Source organism: Gemmatimonadota bacterium (assembly GCA_016719105.1).
Taxonomy (GTDB): domain Bacteria; phylum Gemmatimonadota; class Gemmatimonadetes; order Gemmatimonadales; family Gemmatimonadaceae; genus SCN-70-22.
Genome location: JADKAQ010000004.1, coordinates 55205 through 75009, shown reverse-complemented (window position 1 = coordinate 75009; position 19805 = coordinate 55205). Strand labels below are relative to the sequence as shown.

The following is a 19805-nucleotide window of genomic DNA, read 5'->3' as shown; positions in this document are numbered from 1 at the left end:
AAGCGACCGTCCCTCTCTCGTCTTCCCGTCTTCCCGTCTTCCCGTCTTCTGCTTCTTGCTAGCCAAGATGCTCCTCCAGCCGCGTGCGCGCGGCGCTGAGTTGTGCTCCGTAGGCCGCGATCACCGCCTGCGCTGCTTCGTGCGGGTCGTCGGTCACCAACAGCAGGTCGAGGTCGCCCGGCGAGATCTTGCGCTCGACCAGGACGCGCGAGTGGAGCCAGCGCATGAGCCCGGCCCAGTAGTGGCGCCCGAACAGGACGACCGGGAACTGGTAGATCTTCCCCGTCTGGATCAGGGTGAGCGCCTCGAACATTTCGTCGAGCGTCCCGAAGCCGCCGGGAAAGATGACGAAGGCGTTCGAATACTTGATGAACATCGTCTTCCGCACGAAGAAGTAGCGGAAGTTGATGAGCGTATCGACGTACGGATTGGCCCCCTGTTCGAAGGGCAACTCGATGTTGCAGCCGATCGAGCGCCCGCCGGCGAGCTTGGCCCCCTTGTTGGCCGCTTCCATGATCCCGGGGCCGGCGCCGGTGAGGATCGCGAAGCCCGCCTCGGCGAGAATGCGCGCCGTCTCCTGCGCCGCCCCGTACTGCGGATCGTCGGGCCCCGTGCGCGCCGAACCGAAGATCGTGACACCCTTGGTCACGTCGGCCAGGGTGTCGAAGCCTTCCACGAACTCGCTCTGGATGCGCATCACGCGCCACGGATCGGTTCGCGTGAACGCCTCGCCGGCCACGGTGGGCTGCAGAAGCTTGGCGTCCTCGGTGAGCGGGAGCGGATCGCGAATGGAGGCGTCGATCACTCGGTGCGCGCCGCTGGTGCGAGCGGTGGACGTCTCCGACGGGGGCTTCCGGCCGGCGGCGCGATGCCCGGTCTCGGTGCGCTCCTTCAGCCCTTCCAGCGCCTCCTTGCCGGCATCCAGCAGGCGCTCGGGATCCATCGCGCGCCCCGACGGCGTGCTTCCACGGCGCCGAGGTTGCTTACGAATGGGCATCGGGTGGTTAAGATCGTGGAAGGTGAACGTGCAACACGCGCATGAGCTTAGCGTATCACACCGGGGGGCGGAACGGCCGCAGCTTCCCGTGACCGTTCCCCTCTCCCGTTCCCTTACCGCAGGCGCCGCCGTTGTCGGTCATCGTCCTCGTCGCTGATGGAGCCCGGCCCGACACGCTGCGTGCCGCGATGGACAGCGGGGCGTTGCCACACCTCTCGCGCCTGCGCGCGGATGGGGGGATGCACACGGTCACCACGGTGTGGCCCTCCGTGACCGGCGCCGCGTACACGCCCTTCCTGATGGGGCGCTACCCCGGGGGCGTCGGCCTCCCCGGGCTCCGCTGGTTCGATCGCTCGCGATCGATCGCGCCGTGGTCCGGGCACGCGCGCAGCTACGTCGGCATGGGGATGCGGCACATGGACGGGGATCTCGATCCTGACGTCCCGACGGTGTTCGAGCGTGTGCCTTCCTCGCTCGGCGCGCTGGCGGTCATCGAGCGCGGCCTGCCGGCGGCGCAGCGCGTGGGACGCGGCGTGCGCTTCGTGGCGCAGGTCGCACGCACGCACTTTCGCGGCGACGTGCGCGGATGGTTGGCGATCGATCGCCAGATCGGGACGGAAGTCGTGCACCGCGTCCGACGCGACGCCCCGCGCTTCGTCTTCGCGGCCTTCACCGGGATCGACAAGACGTCGCACGCGTGCGGGCACGGCGGGGCGCTGGTACGCGAAGCGATGACGACGCTGGACGACGTCGTCGCCGAGCTGCGGCACGACGCCGAGCGCGCCGGACGCTGGGAGCAGACGCACCTGTGGATCGTGAGCGATCATGGGCACTCGCCGGTGACGGCACACGATGACCTCGCCGTCCTCCTTGCCGAGACGTGGGGCTTTCGCACGCTGGCACACCCGTGGACCATCGGCGCGGGACACGAGGTGGCGGTGATGGTGAGCGGGAACTCGATGGCGCACGTCTACCTCGAGCTGGAGCGCCGCGAGCGTCCCTACTGGCCGCAGCTCGAGGGGCGCTGGCGCGGCGTCGCCGACGCGTTGCTCGCCCGCGACTCGGTGGACCTGCTGATCCTCCCGTACGCCCCGCATGTGGCACAGGTGCGCAGGCGCGGGATGGGGTCGGCGATGATCGCGATGGACGCCAGTCGCGACCATCACCGCTACAGCTACCGCCCCATCGATGGCGACCCGTTAGGCATCGGGGCACTGGAGGGGGTCAGCGCCCGCGACGTCTTCGATGCGTCCATCGACAGCGAGTATCCCGACGCGGTGGTGCAGATCGCCCACATGGCGGCGGCGTCGCGTTCCGGCGAGCTGATGCTGTCGGCGGCGCGGGGGTGGGATTTCCGAGACCGCTACGAACCGATTCCGCACTGCTCGTCGCACGGCGCGCTGCACCGCGACCACATGCTCGTCCCGTTGCTGCTCAACCAACCGGCCGGGCAGCTGCCGCGGCGCACGGTGGACGTGATGCCCAGCGCGTTGAGCGCGCTCGGGCTCGGCGTTCCGGACGGGCTGGACGGCGAGAGCTTCTTGGCCGACGCCGGGAGCCTTGCGCTGACCGCCGTCGAATGAGAGGATAGCGCGGGCACGCGGCGTCGGTTGGTTCCGCGGCCGTCACTTCAGACAACGAGGATGCCACGATGCGACGCGGAGCCTACCTGCTCGGCGCGATGGTGCTGCTGGCGGGGTGCGGGGGAAAGAGCGCGACCACGGGATCGGGAGCGACCAGCGGCGGTTCGGTCAGCACGGCGGTGGCGCCGGCCCGCGGCAACTCGAACCTGATCCTCGAGAACGAGATCGCTGCGTCGGGGTCGTCGAACGCGCTCGAGGCGATCCAGCGCTTGCGGCCGGCGATGCTGCGCGGGCGCGGGAGTTCGCAGATCGGCGAGGGGAGCGGGAGCGACCAGATCATGGTCTACGTCGATGGAGTTCCCGCGGGCGGCCTTTCGGCGGCGAGCGGCATCACCGCGTTGACGGTCAAGGAGATTCGCTACATCAACGCCAGCGACGCCACCACCCGGTTCGGGACGGGGCACGCGATGGGGGCGATTCTGATCACGACGAAACGGCGTTAGGCAAGACTGGTGCTTTGAAGACGGGAAGACGGGAAGACGGGAAGACGAGATAACGACCCTGGGGGAGCCGGCACTCGAGTGCTGGCACCCCCAGGGTTTTGATCTCACTCGTCTTCTCGTCTTCTCGTCTTCCCGTCTTCTCCGGCGGTCCTGCCTACGGCACCACCGCCGGCTTCGGCTCGATCTTCACGATCCACAGCCCGTTGTACATGTCGTTCACGTAGGCGAGGCCGTCCTTCACCACCACGCCCCACGTCATGGCCGCGTTCTTCACGCGGCCGTCCATGTCGGCCGTGTTCAGGTGACCGATCTCGCGCCCCTGCGCCCGCAGGTCGCCGCGCAGCTCGCCCGAGATGTCGAAGGTGCGGAAGCCGCCGTTGTAGGCGCCCATGTAGAGCGTGTCGCCGGCGATCCACACGTTATGCACCCCGCCGAACTCGGGCTCGTAGTACGCCACCGACTTGGGGTTGGCGATGTCCGAGACGTCGATCACCTGCATGCGACCGTAGGCGCGGCCGGCGGCGGCATCCTTGGCTCCCTTCACCCCCGATGACGGGAAGACTTCGTCGGCGATGAAGACGTAGTTCTTGTGGCGCCACGCCGTGTGCGTCCCGCGGATGAAGCCGGGGCCACCCACCGCCTCGACATCGCGGTACAGGAAGTTGAGGTCGTACTTGTACTGCGAGACCACCTGCGGATTGCTCGGCGTGCCCCCCTTCATCCCGTTGCCGACATCGAGGATGACCAGGCCATCGTTCCAGTAGCTGGCGTACAGCAGCCCGTTCTGCACATCGATGTCGTGCAACGTGCGTCCCGCATCGCCGTGAATGCGGGGGGTGCGCCACTGCGCCACTTCCTTCGGCTTGTAGGGGTCGTTGATGTCGATGACGTGCAGCGCGCCGGTGCCGTCATTCGTCAGGTAGATGTGCGTCCCGTACTTCTCCTGCTGGAAGATGAACGCCGAGTGGACGCCGGCCGTGACCCCTTCGGTGAACTCGGAGATGACCTTGGGGTGCAGCGGATCTTCCAGCGAGCAGATCACGATCCCGTTCTTGCGATCGCTCGCCCCTTCGCGCGTGAAGACGAGGTACTTCCCGTCGGGCGAGGTCATCACGTCGTTCACACGCCGCGTGTTGCTGACGATGGAATCGGTGATGACCGGCTTGGACGGATCGGAGATGTCGATGGCGACCATCACGTCGCCGCCACTGCCCGAGCCGAGGTAGGCGACCTTGCCGTTGGGGTGAATCCAGACCTCCTCGGTGGTGAAGCGGGTGCGCGACAGGCGGCCGACGACGGTGAGCGGGCGCCGCACTTCGCGCGCCCCCACGCGCACCACCGCCTGCACCGACCGCGCCCCCTGCGAGGCGGTGACGACGTATTCACCCGGCGTGTAGGCCGTGAAGGCGCCATCCTGTTCGATGAGCCCTTCGCCCGGGGAGAACGACCACGAGGTCGACAGCCCGCTCATGGCGTTGCCGCGCGCATCCTTGGCGTTGACGCGGAAGCGCTGCACGTCGCCCTGGCGGGCGTCGACGCGCGCGGGGAAGATCTCCAGCGAGGCGACCTGTGCCCCGACGACCTCCACCGGGACCTTCACCGTTGCCGCCCCCGACGTCCCGGTGAGCGTCGCCTTGCCGGCGGCCGCGCCGGTGATCATGCCGTCCTGGTCCACCCGCGCCACGTTAGGCGCCGACGAGGCCCAGCTGATGCGGTCGCCCGCCCGCAGATCGTTGGTACGGGAGAAGACCTGCCCGCCGATGCGCAGGCGCTGCGTGAGCGCGAGCTTGATGCTGGCGTGTGAGGGCTTGATCGACGCCGCCGGGCCGGCGACCATGCGCACCTCGAAGCGCTCGATCTTGGGGCGCGCGCCGGGGATCACGGCGACGGCGACCACGGGCAACGTCCCGGTGGCGCCCGACTCCACGAGCCCGAGCGAGTCGACCGTCCCCTCGAAGCGCCCGCCCTGCGCCCGGAAGCGGATCTTCACGCCGTCGACCGGCTTCCCCGAGGCGTCGAGTGCCTGGGCGGAGAGTCGCAGCGTATCCCCGGCCACCATGGTCGGCTTGGCGGGGGTGATGGCGATGCGTGCGACCTCGGGGGTCTGCGCCGCGAGCGGGCTCGTCGCGACGAGCAGCGATAGTGCAACGAACGAACGTGATCGCATGGGTGTGGGGGGTGAGGGGACTGTTTGTGATCTCGTGCGAAGTGCTCAAGAGCTGGACACGGAGGTTCACGGGGTAGCACGGGGGTTCACGGAGGAGATCAATCGTACGCGGAGCCCTCCGTGAACCCCCGTGTTCCCTCCGTGAACCCCCGTGTCATGCTCTTGATGTTGAAGGCGAAGGACACTGCACTGGTTTCTACATCCGCGAGCGCTCGAAGACCACCCGCCCCCCGACGATCGTGATCACCACCTTCACGTCCTTGATCCGGTCGGGCGGAATGGCGAAGAGGTCCTGGTCCAGCACCACGAGGTCGGCGAGCATTCCCGGCATCAGCTTGCCGCGCGACGCTTCCTCGCCCATCGCGTAGGCGTTGTTCGCCGTGTACGACGTGAGCGACGTCTCGAGATCGAGCTTCTGTTCGGGGCGCCACCCGCCTTCAGGCTTGCCGTCGAGCGTCTTTCGGGTCACCGCCGCATACAGGATCTTCATCGGGTCGGCGGTATACCACGAGGCGTTCGTCCCCGGCCAGTCCGAGCCGAAGGTCAGCATCACCCCCGCGTCGCGCAGCGTCTTGAAGGCGTACGCCCACTGCGCGCGCGCCCCGATGCGCTCCTCCATCCATCGCATGTCGTCGATGGCGTGGTACGGCTGTACCTCGGCGATGATCCCCAACTTCGCGTAGCGTTTCGCCACCTCGGCGTTGCGCAACACCTGCGAGTGGATGATGCGGTAGCGGCGGTCGCGCGCCGGGTTCTCGGTCATCACCTTTTCATACAGCGTGAGCAGCGTGTCGATCGCCTCGTCGCCGATGGCGTGCACCTGCGGCCAGAGCCCCGCACGGTCGGCGCCGGCCAGGTTCTTCAGCATGTTGCCCGCCGGCTCCATCCCCGACCCGGGGCCGCTCGTCGCCGCGGTGTTGGTCGAGTCGCGCCACTCGCCGCGCTTTCCCGAGTGCAGCTGCGGTTCATAGAATCGCGCCGTCGAGTTGCCCTGGATCCCGTCGACGAAGCCCTTGAGTCCACCGATGCGCAGCCAGTCGTCGCCGAAACCGTGCGGGATCCCCACCGCCGTGAGGTCGTCCCACTTGTCGAGCGTGGGGCGCGCGTACACACGCACCGTGAGCTCGCCGCGCTGCTTGAGGGCGTGGTAGACCGGGAGCTGTTCGGGCGGGGTGATGTCGTTGATCCCCGTGACCCCCAGCTCGTTGAGATGCGCGATGGCGGCGCGCGCCTCGCGCAAGCGCTGTTCGAAGCTCTTGGGCGGGATCGCGGCGCGCACACGCTGCAGCGCGGTGCCGCTCACGCGCCCCGTCGCCCGCCCCCCTGCGCACTCGAGCCCTTCCACCGGCTGTGCGCAGTCGAGCCGCGCCGCGGCAAGCGCCGCTGCATTGGCAAGGTAGGCCGAGCGGTCCCAGCGCTGCAGAAGGACCGGCGTAGCTGCCGTCACCGAATCGACGATGCTGCGGTCAGGGGAGAAGCGCGTGGCGCGTGTCTGCTGCTGGGTGCCGGCACTGCCGGCGTTCCAGTCCTCGTAGGCCCCCCAATCGCCCCCCGTGATCCACGCCCCCTGCGGCAGCCGCTCGCGCGCTGCCTTGACCCGCGCGGCGAAGGCCGCCGGTTCGGCGACATCGAGCAGGTTCACCCCCAACAGCAGGGCCCCGGCCTGGTTGAAGTGCGTGTGATTGTCGATGAAGCCGGGCGTGACGAAGCGTCCCCCGAGGGCGATGACGCGCGTCGTCGCCGTGCGGTGCGGGGCGACGTCGGCGGCGCTCCCCACCTTCAGCAGCTTGCCATCACGAATCGCCACCGCCTCGGCATACGGCCGCGCCGCATCCCCGGTCCAGAAACGACCGCCCGTGAGGACGAGGTCGGCCTCCTGGGCCGCGATGGAAAGCGGCGCGAGGATGAGGGCAGCGGCGAGCAGGCAACGCATGACGGCGTGGGCTTGGGGTAGGGGGTGTATTCTGACCTCAACACGCAGCAGGCGACAGGGTGCCCAGCCGGGCCATGTTGCCGATGGCGCGCGCGGCACGTGATTGTTCTCCCGGGCGGACCCTTTTCGGTGCGCCAGACGTACAGGTAGCAGGATCCGCCGTCCCCCTCCGAGACTCATGCGCCCCTCCGCGCCACTCGCCCGACTCGCCGTCGTCGTTCCGTTCGTCCTCGCCGCCCCGCTCACCGGTTCGGTCGCTGGGGCGCAGGTGATGCAGGTTCGCCCGGTCACCCCCGAGGCGGCCGCACCGCGCATCGGCGAGCTGCGCGACAAGCAGGGGCTGTTCGAGGCGTTCCGGCGGAACAACCTCCCGCGCATGGACTTCAACCGGAGCGGGCCCAAGGCGTGCGACGAGCAGGTCGGGCGCTTCTGCTACTGGTACGACGAACGCGAGGCCAAGGCGCCGGACGAGCCGCGCTCGATTGCCGAGGCGCGCGACCGGCTCGTCGCGGTGCTCGATTCGGCATCGCGCGACTTTCCCGACGATCGCTGGACCTCCGGACAGCTCGTGCGCTACCTGGCCGAGTCGGAGCGCATGGACGATGCGGTGAAGGCGGCGGCCCGCTGCCGGGTGGGTGGCTGGTGGTGCGACGCCCTGCAGGGTTTCGCGTTGCACGTGGCGGGGCGCTTCGCGGCCAGCGACAGCGCCTGGGACCGCGCCCTGGCCGCCATGGACGAGAAGCAGCGCTGCGACTGGCGCGACCTCAAGCTCCTGCTCGACGACGCGATGCTGCGTGAGTACCGCGAGTCGAACTGCGCGAGACGCGCCGCGATCGAGGAACGCGTCTGGTGGCTCGCCCGCCCGATGTTGTCGCTGGCGGGGAGTGATGCCCGCTCGGAGTTCCTCTCGCGACGCCTGTACACGGCCTTCGTCGAGGATGCCCCGTCGGTCTACGCGATGGGGTTCGACGTGGACGAACGCGAGCTCCTGCTGCGCTACGGGTGGCCGCGGGCCTGGTCGCAGCACATGGTCTACGCGTACGGGCAGGGACAGCAGAAGGTGATCACGGGGCACGAGCCTGCCCCTGCCCCGCCGATGCTCCCCGTCGCCGCCACGGTGCGCAACCCCGCCCTCAGCGACTCGGTGGGGTGGCGCGGCAAGGGACTCCCCGGCGTCCGGGCTCGTTATGCGCCCGACGTCGCGCGCGCCCTCCTCCCGCTCACGCACCAGTCGGGCATCTTTCGCCGTGGCGATTCGGCGCTCGTCGTCGTGGCCTACGACGTCACGACGACGCCGGCGCTGGCGGGGGCGGCCACGCGTCCCGGTGAGCTCGCGGCGGCGCTTGTCCTCACCAAGGGCGAGGAGGCTGACGCCTCGATCGTTAGGCTCGCGACCCCCGGCGTGCGCGGGACGATCACTGCCTCCACCTCGTGGGGCCCGATGCTCATGAGCGCCGAGGTCTCGGCGCGCAAGCAGCGCACCCTGGCGCGGGCGCGCTACGGGATGCGCGCCACCGAGAACCCGGGGTCGCGCGTCAGCATCTCCGACCTGCTCCTCTTCGATCCGTACGACGGGATGCCACGCACGCTCGACGACATCCTGCCGCACGTGAGCTCGTCGCAGGTGGTGCGGGAGGGGAGCAAGGTGGGGATCTACTGGGAGACCTACAACACGAACCCGAGCGGCGAAGGGATCCAGGTGTCGATCACGGTCGCCCCCGAGGACAAGGACGAAGGGGGATGGCTGCGGCGCGGGCTCACCTCGTTGCGCCTGGTGCGTGAAGCCCAGCCGGTGACCGTCGGCCTGAGCGACGTCTCGGCGCGCGGGCGCGGCTACACACCGCGAGCAGTCGTGGTCGACCTCGCCACGCTCAAGCCGGGACGCTACCTCATGCAGCTGGAGATCACCGCCGAAGGGACGGTGCCGGTGCGCGGAGAGCGGGTGCTCACGGTGCGTGGAGGGCGGTAGATTGCCGGGGAGCCGTCTCCCCTTCACGTCGCCGCCATGACCGCCACCGCCACGCCGTCGTTCGACCTTCCGACCTTCGCCGACATCGAGGATGCCGCCCGCCACGTGGGCGAAGCGTGCATCGTCACCCCGCTGCTCGAGTCGGCGGTAATCAACGCACGTGTCGGTGGTCGGCTGCTGGTCAAGGCCGAGGGACTGCAGCGCACCGGGTCGTTCAAGATGCGCGGCGCCTGGAACCGGATGCGCCGCCTCACCGCCGACGAGCTGTCGCGAGGGGTGGTGGCCTACTCGTCAGGCAATCACGGGCAGGCGGTCGCCGCCTGTGCGCGGCGCCTCGGGACGTCGGCGGTGGTGGTGATGCCGGCCGACGTCCCGCTCACCAAGGCCGAGAAGACGCGCGCCTTTGGCGCCGAGGTGCTCTTCTACGACCGGCAGCGCGAGGATCGCGTGGCGATCGCCAAGCGGCTCATGCAGGAGCGCGGGTTGGTCATGGTCCCCCCGTTCGAGGATCGCTGGGTGATGGCGGGCGCCGGGACGGTGGCGCTCGAGACAGTGCAGCAGGCGGCGGCGATGGGGGCACCGCTCGACGCCATGATCGCCTGTTGCTCGGGGGGAGGGCTGGCGGCGGGGACGGCGCTGGTGATCCGCGCGCTGCTGCCTAACGCCGAGGTGCTGGCCGCCGAACCCGCGGGATTCGACGATACGGCGCGTTCGCTCGCCGCCGGACATCGCGTGGCCAACGAGCCCGGACTCACCTCCATCTGCGACAGCGTCCTGGCCCCGATGCCAGGGGAGCTCACCTTCGAGGTGAACCGGCGGAACCTCAGCGGCGCAGTGGCGGTCACCGACGACGAAGTGATCGAGGCGATGCGCACCGCGTTCCGCGACCTGGGACTCGTGGCCGAGCCCGGGGGGTCGGTCGCGCTCGCCTCCGTGCTGACCGGGCGCTTCCCGCTCAACGGTCGCACGGTGGCGGTGACGCTGAGCGGGAGCAACGTCGACCTCGCCTCCGCCCTGCAGTGGATGGCGGGTTAGGCCGAGGCGAGGGCCGCGTCAGGCATCCGCGGGTGCCCCGAAGCGGGCGACCACCACGCTGATGTTGTCGCTGCCGCCGCCGGCGAGCGCCGCCGCGACCAGCGCCTCACAGGCCGCGCGCGCACCGGTAGCCTCGCGCAGCAGGCGTTGCACCTGATCGTTGGCGACGTGCTTGGTGAGCCCGTCGCTGCAGAGGAGGAGCGTGTCGCCCGCCTCGAGGTCGATCAGGCCGACCGCGGGGTGTACCTCGGAGCTTCCCACCGCGCTGGCCAGCGTGCGCCCCATCGGCGAGTCGGCCACCTGCGCGTCGGTCATCGCGCCGGAGTCGAGCAGGTACTGGCCGAAGGTCTGGTCGCGCGTCAGCTGCAAGAGGCGCTCGCCGCGCAGGTAGTAGGCGCGCGTGTCGCCCACGTGCACGATGTACGCGCGCGGAGCCACGAGCATCACCATCGTGAGTGTCGTGGCGGGCGACCACTGCGTGTCGCCATGCTCGCCGCGCAGCGCCGCGTGCGCAGCCTGCACCGCCGCCTCCATCTTCTCGATGAACTTCGCCTCCTCATCGACGTCGAAGCGGTGGTAGCACCCGGTGGCCTGCCCGAGGTACTCGAGCGTCGTCTCTACCGCACGACTGCTCGCCTCGGCCCCGCCCGCACGCCCGCCCACGCCGTCGGCGACCGCCATGAGCCATGCCTCGCCGCCGTGCATCCGCTCGGCGAGCCGCGCGGTGTCGAGGTTGGTGCTCGTGACCTCGACGATCTTGCGCATGCGCGCGACGACGAAGTGATCCTGGTTCTCGGTCGGGACGAGCCCCGTATGCGAGAGGCCGTAGACATCGGTGAGCATCGCGTCGCGTGGGGTGCCTCGGTCGCGCGCGTCGTGCGCGTGCGGTGCACCACCGGGCGTGCCGTCGCCGAGCGGGGGAATGGTCATGCCCGGAATATGGTGCGCGTGCCGGCCCGCGCGCCTGTCGCGACCGCGGCCCGCGGCGCGACGGCTGCTACTCCTCGTCGTTCCACGGGTCGGTGGGCTTCTCGTACTCCTTGGTGGGGAACTTGAAGGCCTCGACCAGCGCGGGATCGCCCGCAAACCCCAGGACGCGCTGCGCCACGTACTCTCCCACCACCGGGCCGAACTTGAACCCCTCGGCCTGCCCCACGCCGGCGACCCAGGCGTTGCTCGCGTCGGGGAGGTGGTCGATGATGAAGTCGCGGTTGATGCTCGACTCGTAGTGACAGGCGCGCGTCTCGTTGAGCGGCATGTCGGCCAGCAGTGGAAAGCGGGCCTGCACGAAACGGCGCGAGCCATCGATGCGATCCTGGTTCATCCAGCGGTTGCTGATGTCCGGGTCGTTCTGCGACAGGTCGAGTGCCGCCTGGGCGGCGGCGCGTTCCTGTGCCGCCTTGCGCTCCGCCTCGGTCGGGGGAGCGGCGTTAGGCGGTGCGATGGCCCCGCGCACGCGAAAGCCGCGCAGGTCAACCGGGAGCGCCGGCCACCCCGTGACCCCGGGGAAGTTGTAGCTGGGAAGGTTGGGGAAGGTGAAGCGCCGATCGCCCTCGGGGACGCTGAAGTAGCAGACGTAGCCCATCGGGACGCGCATCCGGTTGTCGAGATGCTGCGGGAAGACCTTCCGCAGCCACGGACCGCAGCAGAAGACGTATTGGTCCCCGCGGACCACCGTCCCGTCTTCGAGCACGACGCCGTCCATCTTGCCGCTGACGATCGCTCCTGGGCGGGCCCGCGAGATGATGAGCTGCACCCCTTCGCGCTGCGCGATGGCGGCGACCGCCTGCGTGGCGGCGCGTGCCCGCGCGACGCCGGCGTCGGGCTCGGTGATGGCGATCGTGATGTCGCGCGCGTTGATCACCGGCCAGCGCTTCATCACCTCGGCGCCATCGATCACCTCGTGCGCGACGCCCTGCGCCGTCCAGAGTTCACGCGTCCGCTTGACGAACGGCTCGTCCTGCGCGCGACAGATGACGTCGCCGGTCTGGTGGAAGAACTTGGTCTTGAACTCCTTCGCATACTCGTCGTCGAAGGCCTTCCAGCGCCCGATCGCGGTGCGCGCCCAGGACGTCCACAGCTCGCCAGCCGTCGCACGATCGCCGTACGACGAGCGAATGCCGCGTGTCTCGTCGCCGCTCGATGCGCGCGAGTTCCCGGGGCCATACGCGTCGATCATCGTCACGCGTGCGCCACGCCGGCGAAGGTAGAGCGAGGTCCATCCCCCCCACGCGCCGCCGCCGACGACCACGATGTGGCCGCTCCCACGCGTCGCCCGCGCCGGGGAGATACCACGCGCCGGGACGAGCGCCGGCCCCCCGCTCCCCGTGGCGCACCCGGTCACGAGCATCGCCCCCGCCCCCACGCCAGCCACGCGCAGGAAGTCGCGGCGATCCATCGGATCGACGACCGCATCGGGGGCTATGAGAGGGGCGACCAGCGGGACGTTCGGGGTCGGTTCGTCGGACATGGCTCGTGACGGTCGAAGAAGGGGCGAAAATGCACGATGCCTCGGGGCATTGCCAGTCGCCAGATCCCCGCACACGTTGAGGCGCAGACCGCTGGACATATTGCAGCTCATCTGCAGCGATCGCTCAGCGCACGCCGTCCCACCGTCTCCCTGTCACGAGGATCCCCGATGTCGCGCACGCTCCTCTTCGCCGCCCTGCTGACCCTCACGGCGACCCCCGTGCTCGCGCAGAACCCGAAGCGCGAGGCCATCATCCCCGCCGGCACCTCCGCTTCGCCCACGCTCACCCCGGGGATCAAGGTCGGGAACCTCGTGTACGCCGCCGGCCAGCTGGGGACGCGTCGTGAGAATCCCGATACCACGATCCAGGGACAGACGCGCATCGCCCTCGAAAACACGAAGAAGGTCTTCGAGGCCGCGGGGACGAACATGGCGCACGCCCTCAAGTGCACCGTCTTCCTCATCGACGTGAAGGACTTCGGCGGGATGAACCAGGCGTATCGCGAGTTCTTCCCCGACACGCCGCCGGCGCGCACGACGGTAGTGGTCGCGGCGCTCGTCGTCCCCGGGGCCAAGGTCGAGATCGAGTGCCTGGCGGCGATGCCGGCCAACTAGTGCCCCGCGTCCCGGGCGGTGTCCGCGTGGTGGCACGCCCCCTCGGCACGGCGTTCGTCCTGAGGACGGCGCTCGCCGTGGTGGGCGGCATCGCCTGTGCCGGGGAACCGCAGATCGCGCAGCCATCACACGCGGTCGAGGTGCGCCGTGCCGTGCAGCTCGACACCTCGCCGCCGTTGGTGCAGCTGGCGGACGGCGGCGCTGCCGCCGCGCATCGCGACAGAGCACCGTACGCTGCAGCTGGCGGACGGCGGCTCTCGCCCCCCTCGACCGACGAGGCCGGGACCCAGGCGGGCCCCGCGGCGCGCGCCATCGCCGCAGGGGGAGCCGGCGTGGAGCAGACCGCCCCCGGGACGCGGCCGAGCGCCGAGATCGTCGCCGCGTTCGACGGGCTCGGCGCCTCGTTCACCGGACCACAGGGGAGCGCGACCTTGCGCAACCCGTCGGACAACTCGCTCGCCGTGGGTCCCGACCACGTGGTGCAGACGGTGAACACGCGCATGGCGGTCTTCACCAAGCAAGGCGGGCGCTTCGACAGCACCGGACAGGTCCTGTACGGTCCCGTCCCCACGAACAACGTCTTCCGCGGATTCGGCGGACCGTGCGAGGAGAAGAACAACGGCGACGCTGTCGTGCGCTACGACCAGCTGGCGCAGCGCTGGCTGGTGGTGATGCCGATCTTCTCGCGCGTGCGGAAGGGTGAGCGCCATGCGCCGGCGCCGGTGGCAGGTGCGGGGGCGCAGTTGAGCGAGATCGGGCAGGCGGGGCAGCCGGGGGCGGAGCAGGCGTTGTTTCGCCCGCCGTCACCTCCGCCAGCCGCAACGCCACTGCCGGCACAGGCCGCGCCGAGCGCCACCCCGCCCGCCGCGGCTCCCGTCGCCCCCGACACCCAGGGGGTCTACGCGATGTGCTACGCGGTGAGTACCAGCGACAGCCCGCTGGGGAGCTACTACCGCTACGAGTTCATCCGCCCGCTCTTCCCCGACTACCCGCGCCCGGCCGTCTGGCCCGACGGCTACTACGTCCCGTCGAGCACCGGCGACGACGTGATCCAGAAGCACGCGTGTGTCGTGGAGCGCGCGCGGCTCCTCGAGGGGGCGCCGGCCAGCGAGCAGTGCGTCGTCATCGACGACGTGAACTTCCTCAACAACGTCGACCTCGACGGCCAGACCCTCCCTCCCGCGGGGGCGCCTAACGTCATGCTGGCCGCCGGCGGGACGCAGCTCCGGAAGGACGTCGACGACGACGGGATCTACGCCTGGACCTTCAAGGTCGACTGGAAGGACCCGTCAAAGACGAAGGTCACCGGACCGGTGAAGATCGCTGTCGCCCCGTACCACTACCTGTGCGACGGCCAGCTCACCTCCTGCGTCCCGCAGCCAGGGACCGATCGGCGGCTCGACGCGCAGGGGGACAAGCTGATGGCACGCGTGGTCTATCGACGCATCGGGACGCGCGAGTCGATCGTCGCCGTGCACTCCGTCAACACCGCCGCCGGAGCCGGCGGGGTGCGCTGGTACGAGTTCCGCGTCGGCGCGCGCCGCCAGTTGCAACTCTTCCAGCAGGGGACCTACGCCCCCGATTCGTCGTACCGCTGGATGGCTTCTCCGGCGATGGACCGCGCCGGCAACATCGGGATCGGCTACTCGTTCGGCGGGACGCCGCACTTTGCCGGGCAGCGCTTTGCCGCACGCCTGGCCACCGACCCCAAGGGGATGCTGACGCTGCGTGAAGCGGTCCTCGTGGAAGGGGCGGGCGCGCAGGCCAACACGCTGCGCTGGGAGGACTACACGCAGACGGCGATGGATCCATCCGACGATTGCACGATCTGGTACGTCGGCGACTACCTGCGCGCCGGTGACGCCAACTACTCGACGCGGATCGGCGCCTTCCGGCTCCCCGGGTGCAGGCCGCCGAAGGCGCCCGCCAGACGCAACGCACGCCCGACGCCGCCCGCCACCACGGTGAAGCGCCCATGACGATTTCCGCCGAGATGCGCGCCGCCCGGCTCGACGTGGCCGCGCACCGCCTGACGGTCGAGACGGTCCCCGTGCGCCTCCCGGGGGCGGGCGAAGTGCTGGTCCAGGTGAAGGCGTGCGGCATCTGCCTGAGCGACGTGCACATCATCGACGGCTCGCTCCCGGTCCGGCTGCCGCAACTCACGTTAGGCCACGAAGCCGCCGGCCTCATCGCCGCCCTCGGCCCCCACGTCCCCGGATGGGCCGTCGGCGACAAGGTGGTGATGGCGGGCGGGCGGTCCTGCGGGCGCTGCCGCAACTGCATGCGCGGCCACCCGAACGAGCGCTGCCTCGCCTACGAGATCATGGGCGCCCACTTCGACGGGGCGTGGGCCGAGTACGTCGTGGTGCCGTACCAGGCGCTCTCGCTCGTCCCCGATCACGTCCCGTTCGAACAGGCCGCGATCCTCGCCGACGCGGTCTCGACGCCGTACGCCGGCCTCGTGGACCGCGCCGCGCTGCGCGCCGGCGAGTCGGTGGGGCTCTGGGGGATCGGCGGCCTCGGTGTGCACGCCGTCCAGGTCGCGCGCATGGTTGGCGCCGCGCCGATCATCGCGATCGATCCGCTCCCCGCGGCGCGCGAACGCGCCCTGTCGTTTGGCGCCGACGCGGCCTTCCACCCCACCGAGGACGACGTCCCCGCAGAAGTGGCCCGGCTCACGGGCGGACTGATGCTCGACCTCACCGTCGACCTGTTCGGTTCGAACGCGGCCCTGGCACAAGCGTCGCGCTGCACGGCGCGCTTTGGCCGCACGCTCATGGTGGGGCTGTCGCACGAAGCGATCCACCTGGGCCCGGGGGCGATCTTCGGCCTGCGCTCGCAGAGCTTGTTAGGCCACCTGGGCTACCGGAAGGAACACCTCGACCAGCTCGTCGCACTCGTCGCGTCGGGGCGACTCGACGTCTCGCGATCGATCAGCGACGTGATGTCGCTGGAAGACGTGGCCCGCGGGGTCGAGCAGCTGACGTCGAAGCGCGGGAATCCGATCCGGCTGCTCGTCGCGCCGTAGCAGGGCGCAAGAACATGCCATGGCAGGCGGGGAACCGCGCGCTTACACTGCGTGCGACTCCCCTGAGAATCGTTCTCACCTCTTCTGCCGCTTCACGATGATGGCGCGTTCGGCCAGCTCACGATCGCTCACGAGAACCGTCCTGTTCTGGGTTCACCTGGCCTGCGGTATCGCGGCGGGACTCATTATCCTCGTCATGTCGGCCACGGGGGTGGCGCTCACCTACGAGAAGCAGCTCCTCGCCTGGGCGGACCAGCGATCATTGCCGAGCGCGATCGAACCGGCGGGGACGGCGCTCCCGGTCGACTCGCTCGTCGGCCTCGCCGAACTGGCGACCCCCGGGAAACGCGCGACCGCCGTCATCGTCTCGTCCGCCCCGACGGCGCCGGTGAAGGTCGCCTTCGGTCGTGAGGGAGCCCTGCTCCTCGATCCCTATCGCGGCACCGTCCTCGGGAGCGGCGATCAGGCGATGCGCGCGTCACTCTCGACGATCACCGCGTGGCACCGCTGGCTTGGCGCGACCGACGAGGGGCGCGACACCGCCAAGGCGATCACCGGTGCCTCGAACCTCGCCTTCCTCGTGCTGGTGCTGACGGGGGCCATCCTCTGGTTTCCGCAACGCCTCACGTGGGTGCAGCTGCGTGCGGTGCTCTGGTTCCGCCGCTGGTCCACGGGGAAGGCGCGCGACTTCAACTGGCACAACGTGCTGGGCATCTGGTCGTTCGTCCCGCTCGTCTTCATCGTCGCGTCGGGGGTGGTGATCTCGTATCGCTGGGCGGGCGACCTCGTCTTCCGCGCGGTCGGTGAGGCGCCGCCGCCGCGCAGTCCGGCGCCACCGGCCGAAGCGCCGCGTGGGGGGACCGCGGGAGGAGCGGTGGGGGGACGAGCGGAGGCATCGTCGACGGCCGGGTCGCCCGGAACGCCTAACGCCAGCGCACCGCCCGCCATCGACTTCGCGGCGCTCATCGCGCGCGCGAGCACTCGCGTCCCCGACTGGCGCACGATCAACATCCCGCTCCCCGTCTCCGCGTCGCGCCCGGTGGCGCTGGCGATCGACCGAGGAAACGGCGGGCAGCCGCAGCGGCGGGGTACGCTCACCATCAACGTCGCGACAGGCACGGAGGAGTCGTGGGCGCCGTTCGCGTCGCTCTCGGCGGGGAGACGCGCACGGTCGTTCCTGCGCTTCGCACACACCGGCGAGTACTTCGGCGTGCTGGGACAGACGATCGCCGGCCTCGCGACCCTGGCGACCGTCATCCTCGTCTGGACGGGAGTGGCGCTGGCGTGGCGCCGCATGCTCGGCGCACTGCGACGCCAGCGCCCACTCCCTGCGTCGAATCGCTAGGGCCCCGGCGAGCCCCCCGCTACGGGACCACCGAGGGCTTGGGCTCCAAACGCACGATCCAGAGCCCGCTGTTCATGTCGTTGATGAAGGCGAGGTTGTTCTTCACGACCACCCCCCACGTCATCGTGGCGTTGGGGATCTTGCCGCCAGGCGATTGCGGCTGGAAGTGCGTGATCTCGCGCCCCTGGTCCTGCAGGTTGCCGCGCAGTTCGCCCGAGACGTCGAAGGCGTGGAAGCCCGAGTTGTAGGCGCCCATGTACAGCGTGTCGCCGGCGACCCAGACGTTGTGCACCCCGCCGAACTCCGGTTCGTAGGAGGCGACGCTCTTCGGCTTGCTGATATCGGTGACGTCGATGACTTGCAACCGCCCGTACGCCCGCCCCACTCGGCCGCCTAACGCGGCCTGCACTTCCACCGGATCGAAGACCTCGTCGGCGATGAAGACGTAGTTCTTGTGGCGCCAGGCGGTGTGCGTCCCGCGGATGTAGCCCGCCCCCGCCTCGGTCTCCACGCGCGAGCGATAGATCGCGTCGAGGTCGTACTTGTACTGCGACACGAGCACGGGGTTCGATGGCGTGCCGCCGCGCATCCCGTTGCCGACGTCGAGGATGATGAGGCCGTCGTTCCACCAGCTCCCGTACAGCAAGCCGTCCTGCACATCGACGTCGTGCAGCGAACGCCCGGCGTCGGAGTTGCCGGGGCGCGGCGTCTTCCAGCTCGACACCTGACGCGGCTTGGTGGGGTCGTCGATGTTGATGACGTGTACGGCGCCGGTCGCATCGTTGGTGATGTAGGCGTGCCGCCCGTGCTTCGGATCGGTGTAGATGAAGGCCGAGTGTACGCCGGAGGTCACGCCGTCGGTGAAGTCGGCGACCTTCTTGGGGTGCAGCGGGTCCTCGAGCGTGGCCACGACGATCCCGTTCTTGCGGTTGTCGGCCCCCTCGCGAGTGAAGACCATGACCTCGCCCTTCTCGTCGGTCATGATGTCGTTGACGACGCGGAAGTTCTCCATCACCGAGTCGGCGATGACCGGCTTTGCCGGGTTGGAGATGTCGATCACGTAGAAGCGGTCGCCCCCGGCGTGCGTCCCCAGGTAGGCGACCTTTCCGTTAGGGTGTACCCACACCTCGGAGGTGACGAAGGCGGTGCGCAGCACCGACCCGACGACGGTGGCCTTGCGGCGCACGTTGCGTTCGGTGAGCGAGACCGAGGCGTCGCCCGAGACGCGCCCGAAGTTGGCGGAGACGAGGTACGTGCCAGGCTCGGAGCCGACGAAGGCGCCATCGGCCCCGATCTCGCCGCGCCCCGGCGCGAAGGTCCAGTTAGGAGTGAGCCCTTCGATGGTCTTGCCCGCGGCATCCTTCACCTGCACGGCGAAGCGCAGGACGTCGCCCTGGCGCGCGCTGGTCGACGACGGCGTGACGGTGACGCTGGCCCCCGCGCCGCTGATCACGGCGAGCTCCATCGCCCGCTCGGCGCTCCCCGCCGCGGCGGTCACGCGAGCCCGGCCGGCCGCGACGGCGGTGAGCAGCCCGCTCTCGCTCACGCGCACGACGCCCGGGGCCGACGACTTCCACGTCACGCGATCGGTCGCCGAGTCGCCGTCGGCCGACCGGGCGATCGCCGACAGCTGCAATCGCTGCCCGGCGAGCAGGCGCGTGGGCTGCGGCGTGACCACCACGCTGGCGGCCGGACCCGGGACCATCACGACGTCGACGCGCTTGGTGAGCGGCCGCGCTCCCGGCACGATGGCTGAGACGGTTACGGGGAAGGTCCCCACCGCGCCGGAGGTGACGAGCCCGGTGCTGTCGACGCGGGCCTCGAAGCTCCCGCCGGCGAAGAAGCGCACGCGGATGCCGGGGATCGGCTTGCCGTTTTCGTCCACCACGGACGCCGCCAGCCGCAACGTATCCTTGGCGACCATGCGAGGCGTGGCCGGTGTCACGACGAGCCTGGGGGCGCTCCCCTGGGCCGTGGCGGTTGCCGAGCTGGCGAGCGACGCGGCGAGCACACTGGCGAAGGCGGACGCAAGGAGGGAAGGGCGCATGCGAGCGGGACTTGTGGGAGGAGGGTGCGGCGTGGCGCCGGAGAAGATGGAGGGCGGGCCCGAACTTCGGCCACGGTTTGCGGAGCCCCGACCGCTCCGGTCTGGCGCACGCG

General features: G+C 70.0%; 14 protein-coding genes. 8 read left to right on the top strand and 6 right to left on the bottom strand.

All coding sequences use genetic code 11. The features are described from left to right. Positions 1–58: 58 nt before the first annotated feature. Positions 59–943, bottom strand: coding sequence for a TIGR00730 family Rossman fold protein (locus tag IPN47_08435; GenBank protein MBK9408060.1), 885 nt, complete (start codon positions 941–943; stop codon positions 59–61). A 185-nt stretch (positions 944–1128) separates the two neighbouring features. Here IPN47_08435 and IPN47_08430 point away from each other — a divergent pair, with 185 nt between their 5' ends. Beyond that, complete coding sequence (locus IPN47_08430) at positions 1129–2580, top strand: alkaline phosphatase family protein (GenBank protein ID MBK9408059.1); 1452 nt, start codon at positions 1129–1131, stop codon at positions 2578–2580. A gap of 68 nt (positions 2581–2648) precedes the next feature. Then, entirely contained in the window at positions 2649–3083 is a 435-nt protein-coding gene (locus IPN47_08425; protein ID MBK9408058.1) for a hypothetical protein, read from the top strand. A 154-nt stretch (positions 3084–3237) separates the two neighbouring features. Here IPN47_08425 and IPN47_08420 read toward each other — a convergent pair whose 3' ends face one another. Then, positions 3238–5250, bottom strand: a complete 2013-nt coding sequence (locus IPN47_08420; GenBank protein MBK9408057.1) for an Ig-like domain-containing protein — start codon at positions 5248–5250, stop codon at positions 3238–3240. Between the two features lie 196 nt (positions 5251–5446). Beyond that, entirely contained in the window at positions 5447–7183 is a 1737-nt protein-coding gene (locus IPN47_08415; protein ID MBK9408056.1) for an amidohydrolase, read from the bottom strand. A gap of 178 nt (positions 7184–7361) precedes the next feature. Between IPN47_08415 and IPN47_08410 the strand changes: the two genes are divergently transcribed. Beyond that, on the top strand, positions 7362–9152 hold the full coding sequence (locus tag IPN47_08410; GenBank protein MBK9408055.1) for a hypothetical protein: 1791 nt from the start codon (positions 7362–7364) through the stop codon (positions 9150–9152). A gap of 36 nt (positions 9153–9188) precedes the next feature. Beyond that, positions 9189–10187 carry a threonine/serine dehydratase gene (locus IPN47_08405; protein ID MBK9408054.1) on the top strand — a complete coding sequence of 333 codons (999 nt, stop codon included), beginning with the start codon at positions 9189–9191 and terminating at the stop codon, positions 10185–10187. Positions 10188–10205: 18 nt separating this feature from the next. On the opposite strand, the gene IPN47_08400 is transcribed toward IPN47_08405, so the two are convergent. Both IPN47_08400 and IPN47_08395 read right to left on the bottom strand, forming a co-directional pair. Next, positions 10206–11117, bottom strand: coding sequence for a serine/threonine-protein phosphatase (locus tag IPN47_08400; protein MBK9408053.1), 912 nt, complete (start codon positions 11115–11117; stop codon positions 10206–10208). A 67-nt stretch (positions 11118–11184) separates the two neighbouring features. After that, positions 11185–12657, bottom strand: a complete 1473-nt coding sequence (locus IPN47_08395) for an FAD-dependent oxidoreductase (GenBank protein ID MBK9408052.1) — start codon at positions 12655–12657, stop codon at positions 11185–11187. Positions 12658–12825: 168 nt separating this feature from the next. Here IPN47_08395 and IPN47_08390 point away from each other — a divergent pair, with 168 nt between their 5' ends. The 4 genes from IPN47_08390 to IPN47_08375 all read left to right on the top strand — a co-directional run bounded on the left by IPN47_08390 (position 12826) and on the right by IPN47_08375 (position 17645). After that, complete coding sequence (locus IPN47_08390; protein ID MBK9408051.1) at positions 12826–13272, top strand: RidA family protein; 447 nt, start codon at positions 12826–12828, stop codon at positions 13270–13272. Between the two features lie 26 nt (positions 13273–13298). Continuing rightward, positions 13299–15251, top strand: a complete 1953-nt coding sequence (locus IPN47_08385) for a hypothetical protein (GenBank protein ID MBK9408050.1) — start codon at positions 13299–13301, stop codon at positions 15249–15251. Continuing rightward, on the top strand, positions 15248–16300 hold the full coding sequence (locus IPN47_08380) for a zinc-binding dehydrogenase (protein MBK9408049.1): 1053 nt from the start codon (positions 15248–15250) through the stop codon (positions 16298–16300). Before IPN47_08385 ends, IPN47_08380 begins: the two co-directional genes overlap by 4 nt. Before the next feature lie 97 nt (positions 16301–16397). After that, the gene (locus IPN47_08375; protein ID MBK9408048.1) at positions 16398–17645 is read left to right on the top strand and encodes a PepSY domain-containing protein; all 1248 of its coding nucleotides are present in this window, start codon (positions 16398–16400) and stop codon (positions 17643–17645) included. Between the two features lie 19 nt (positions 17646–17664). Here IPN47_08375 and IPN47_08370 read toward each other — a convergent pair whose 3' ends face one another. Then, complete coding sequence (locus tag IPN47_08370; GenBank protein MBK9408047.1) at positions 17665–19692, bottom strand: Ig-like domain-containing protein; 2028 nt, start codon at positions 19690–19692, stop codon at positions 17665–17667. Positions 19693–19805 lie beyond the last annotated feature (113 nt).

Bases quoted from the DNA above. Each gene is read 5' to 3' on its own strand.
- IPN47_08410 (MBK9408055.1), top strand. From the start codon at position 7,362: ATGCGCCCCTCCGCGCCACTCGCCCGACTCGCCGTCGTCGTTCCGTTC.
- IPN47_08435 (MBK9408060.1), bottom strand. From the start codon at position 943: ATGGATCCCGAGCGCCTGCTGGATGCCGGCAAGGAGGCGCTGGAAGGG.
- IPN47_08420 (MBK9408057.1), bottom strand. From the start codon at position 5,250: ATGCGATCACGTTCGTTCGTTGCACTATCGCTGCTCGTCGCGACGAGC.
- IPN47_08400 (MBK9408053.1), bottom strand. From the start codon at position 11,117: ATGACCATTCCCCCGCTCGGCGACGGCACGCCCGGTGGTGCACCGCAC.
- IPN47_08395 (MBK9408052.1), bottom strand. From the start codon at position 12,657: ATGTCCGACGAACCGACCCCGAACGTCCCGCTGGTCGCCCCTCTCATA.
- IPN47_08390 (MBK9408051.1), top strand. From the start codon at position 12,826: ATGTCGCGCACGCTCCTCTTCGCCGCCCTGCTGACCCTCACGGCGACC.
- IPN47_08415 (MBK9408056.1), bottom strand. From the start codon at position 7,183: ATGCGTTGCCTGCTCGCCGCTGCCCTCATCCTCGCGCCGCTTTCCATC.
- IPN47_08370 (MBK9408047.1), bottom strand. From the start codon at position 19,692: ATGCGCCCTTCCCTCCTTGCGTCCGCCTTCGCCAGTGTGCTCGCCGCG.
- IPN47_08405 (MBK9408054.1), top strand. From the start codon at position 9,189: ATGACCGCCACCGCCACGCCGTCGTTCGACCTTCCGACCTTCGCCGAC.
- IPN47_08380 (MBK9408049.1), top strand. From the start codon at position 15,248: ATGACGATTTCCGCCGAGATGCGCGCCGCCCGGCTCGACGTGGCCGCG.
- IPN47_08425 (MBK9408058.1), top strand. From the start codon at position 2,649: ATGCGACGCGGAGCCTACCTGCTCGGCGCGATGGTGCTGCTGGCGGGG.
- IPN47_08375 (MBK9408048.1), top strand. From the start codon at position 16,398: ATGATGGCGCGTTCGGCCAGCTCACGATCGCTCACGAGAACCGTCCTG.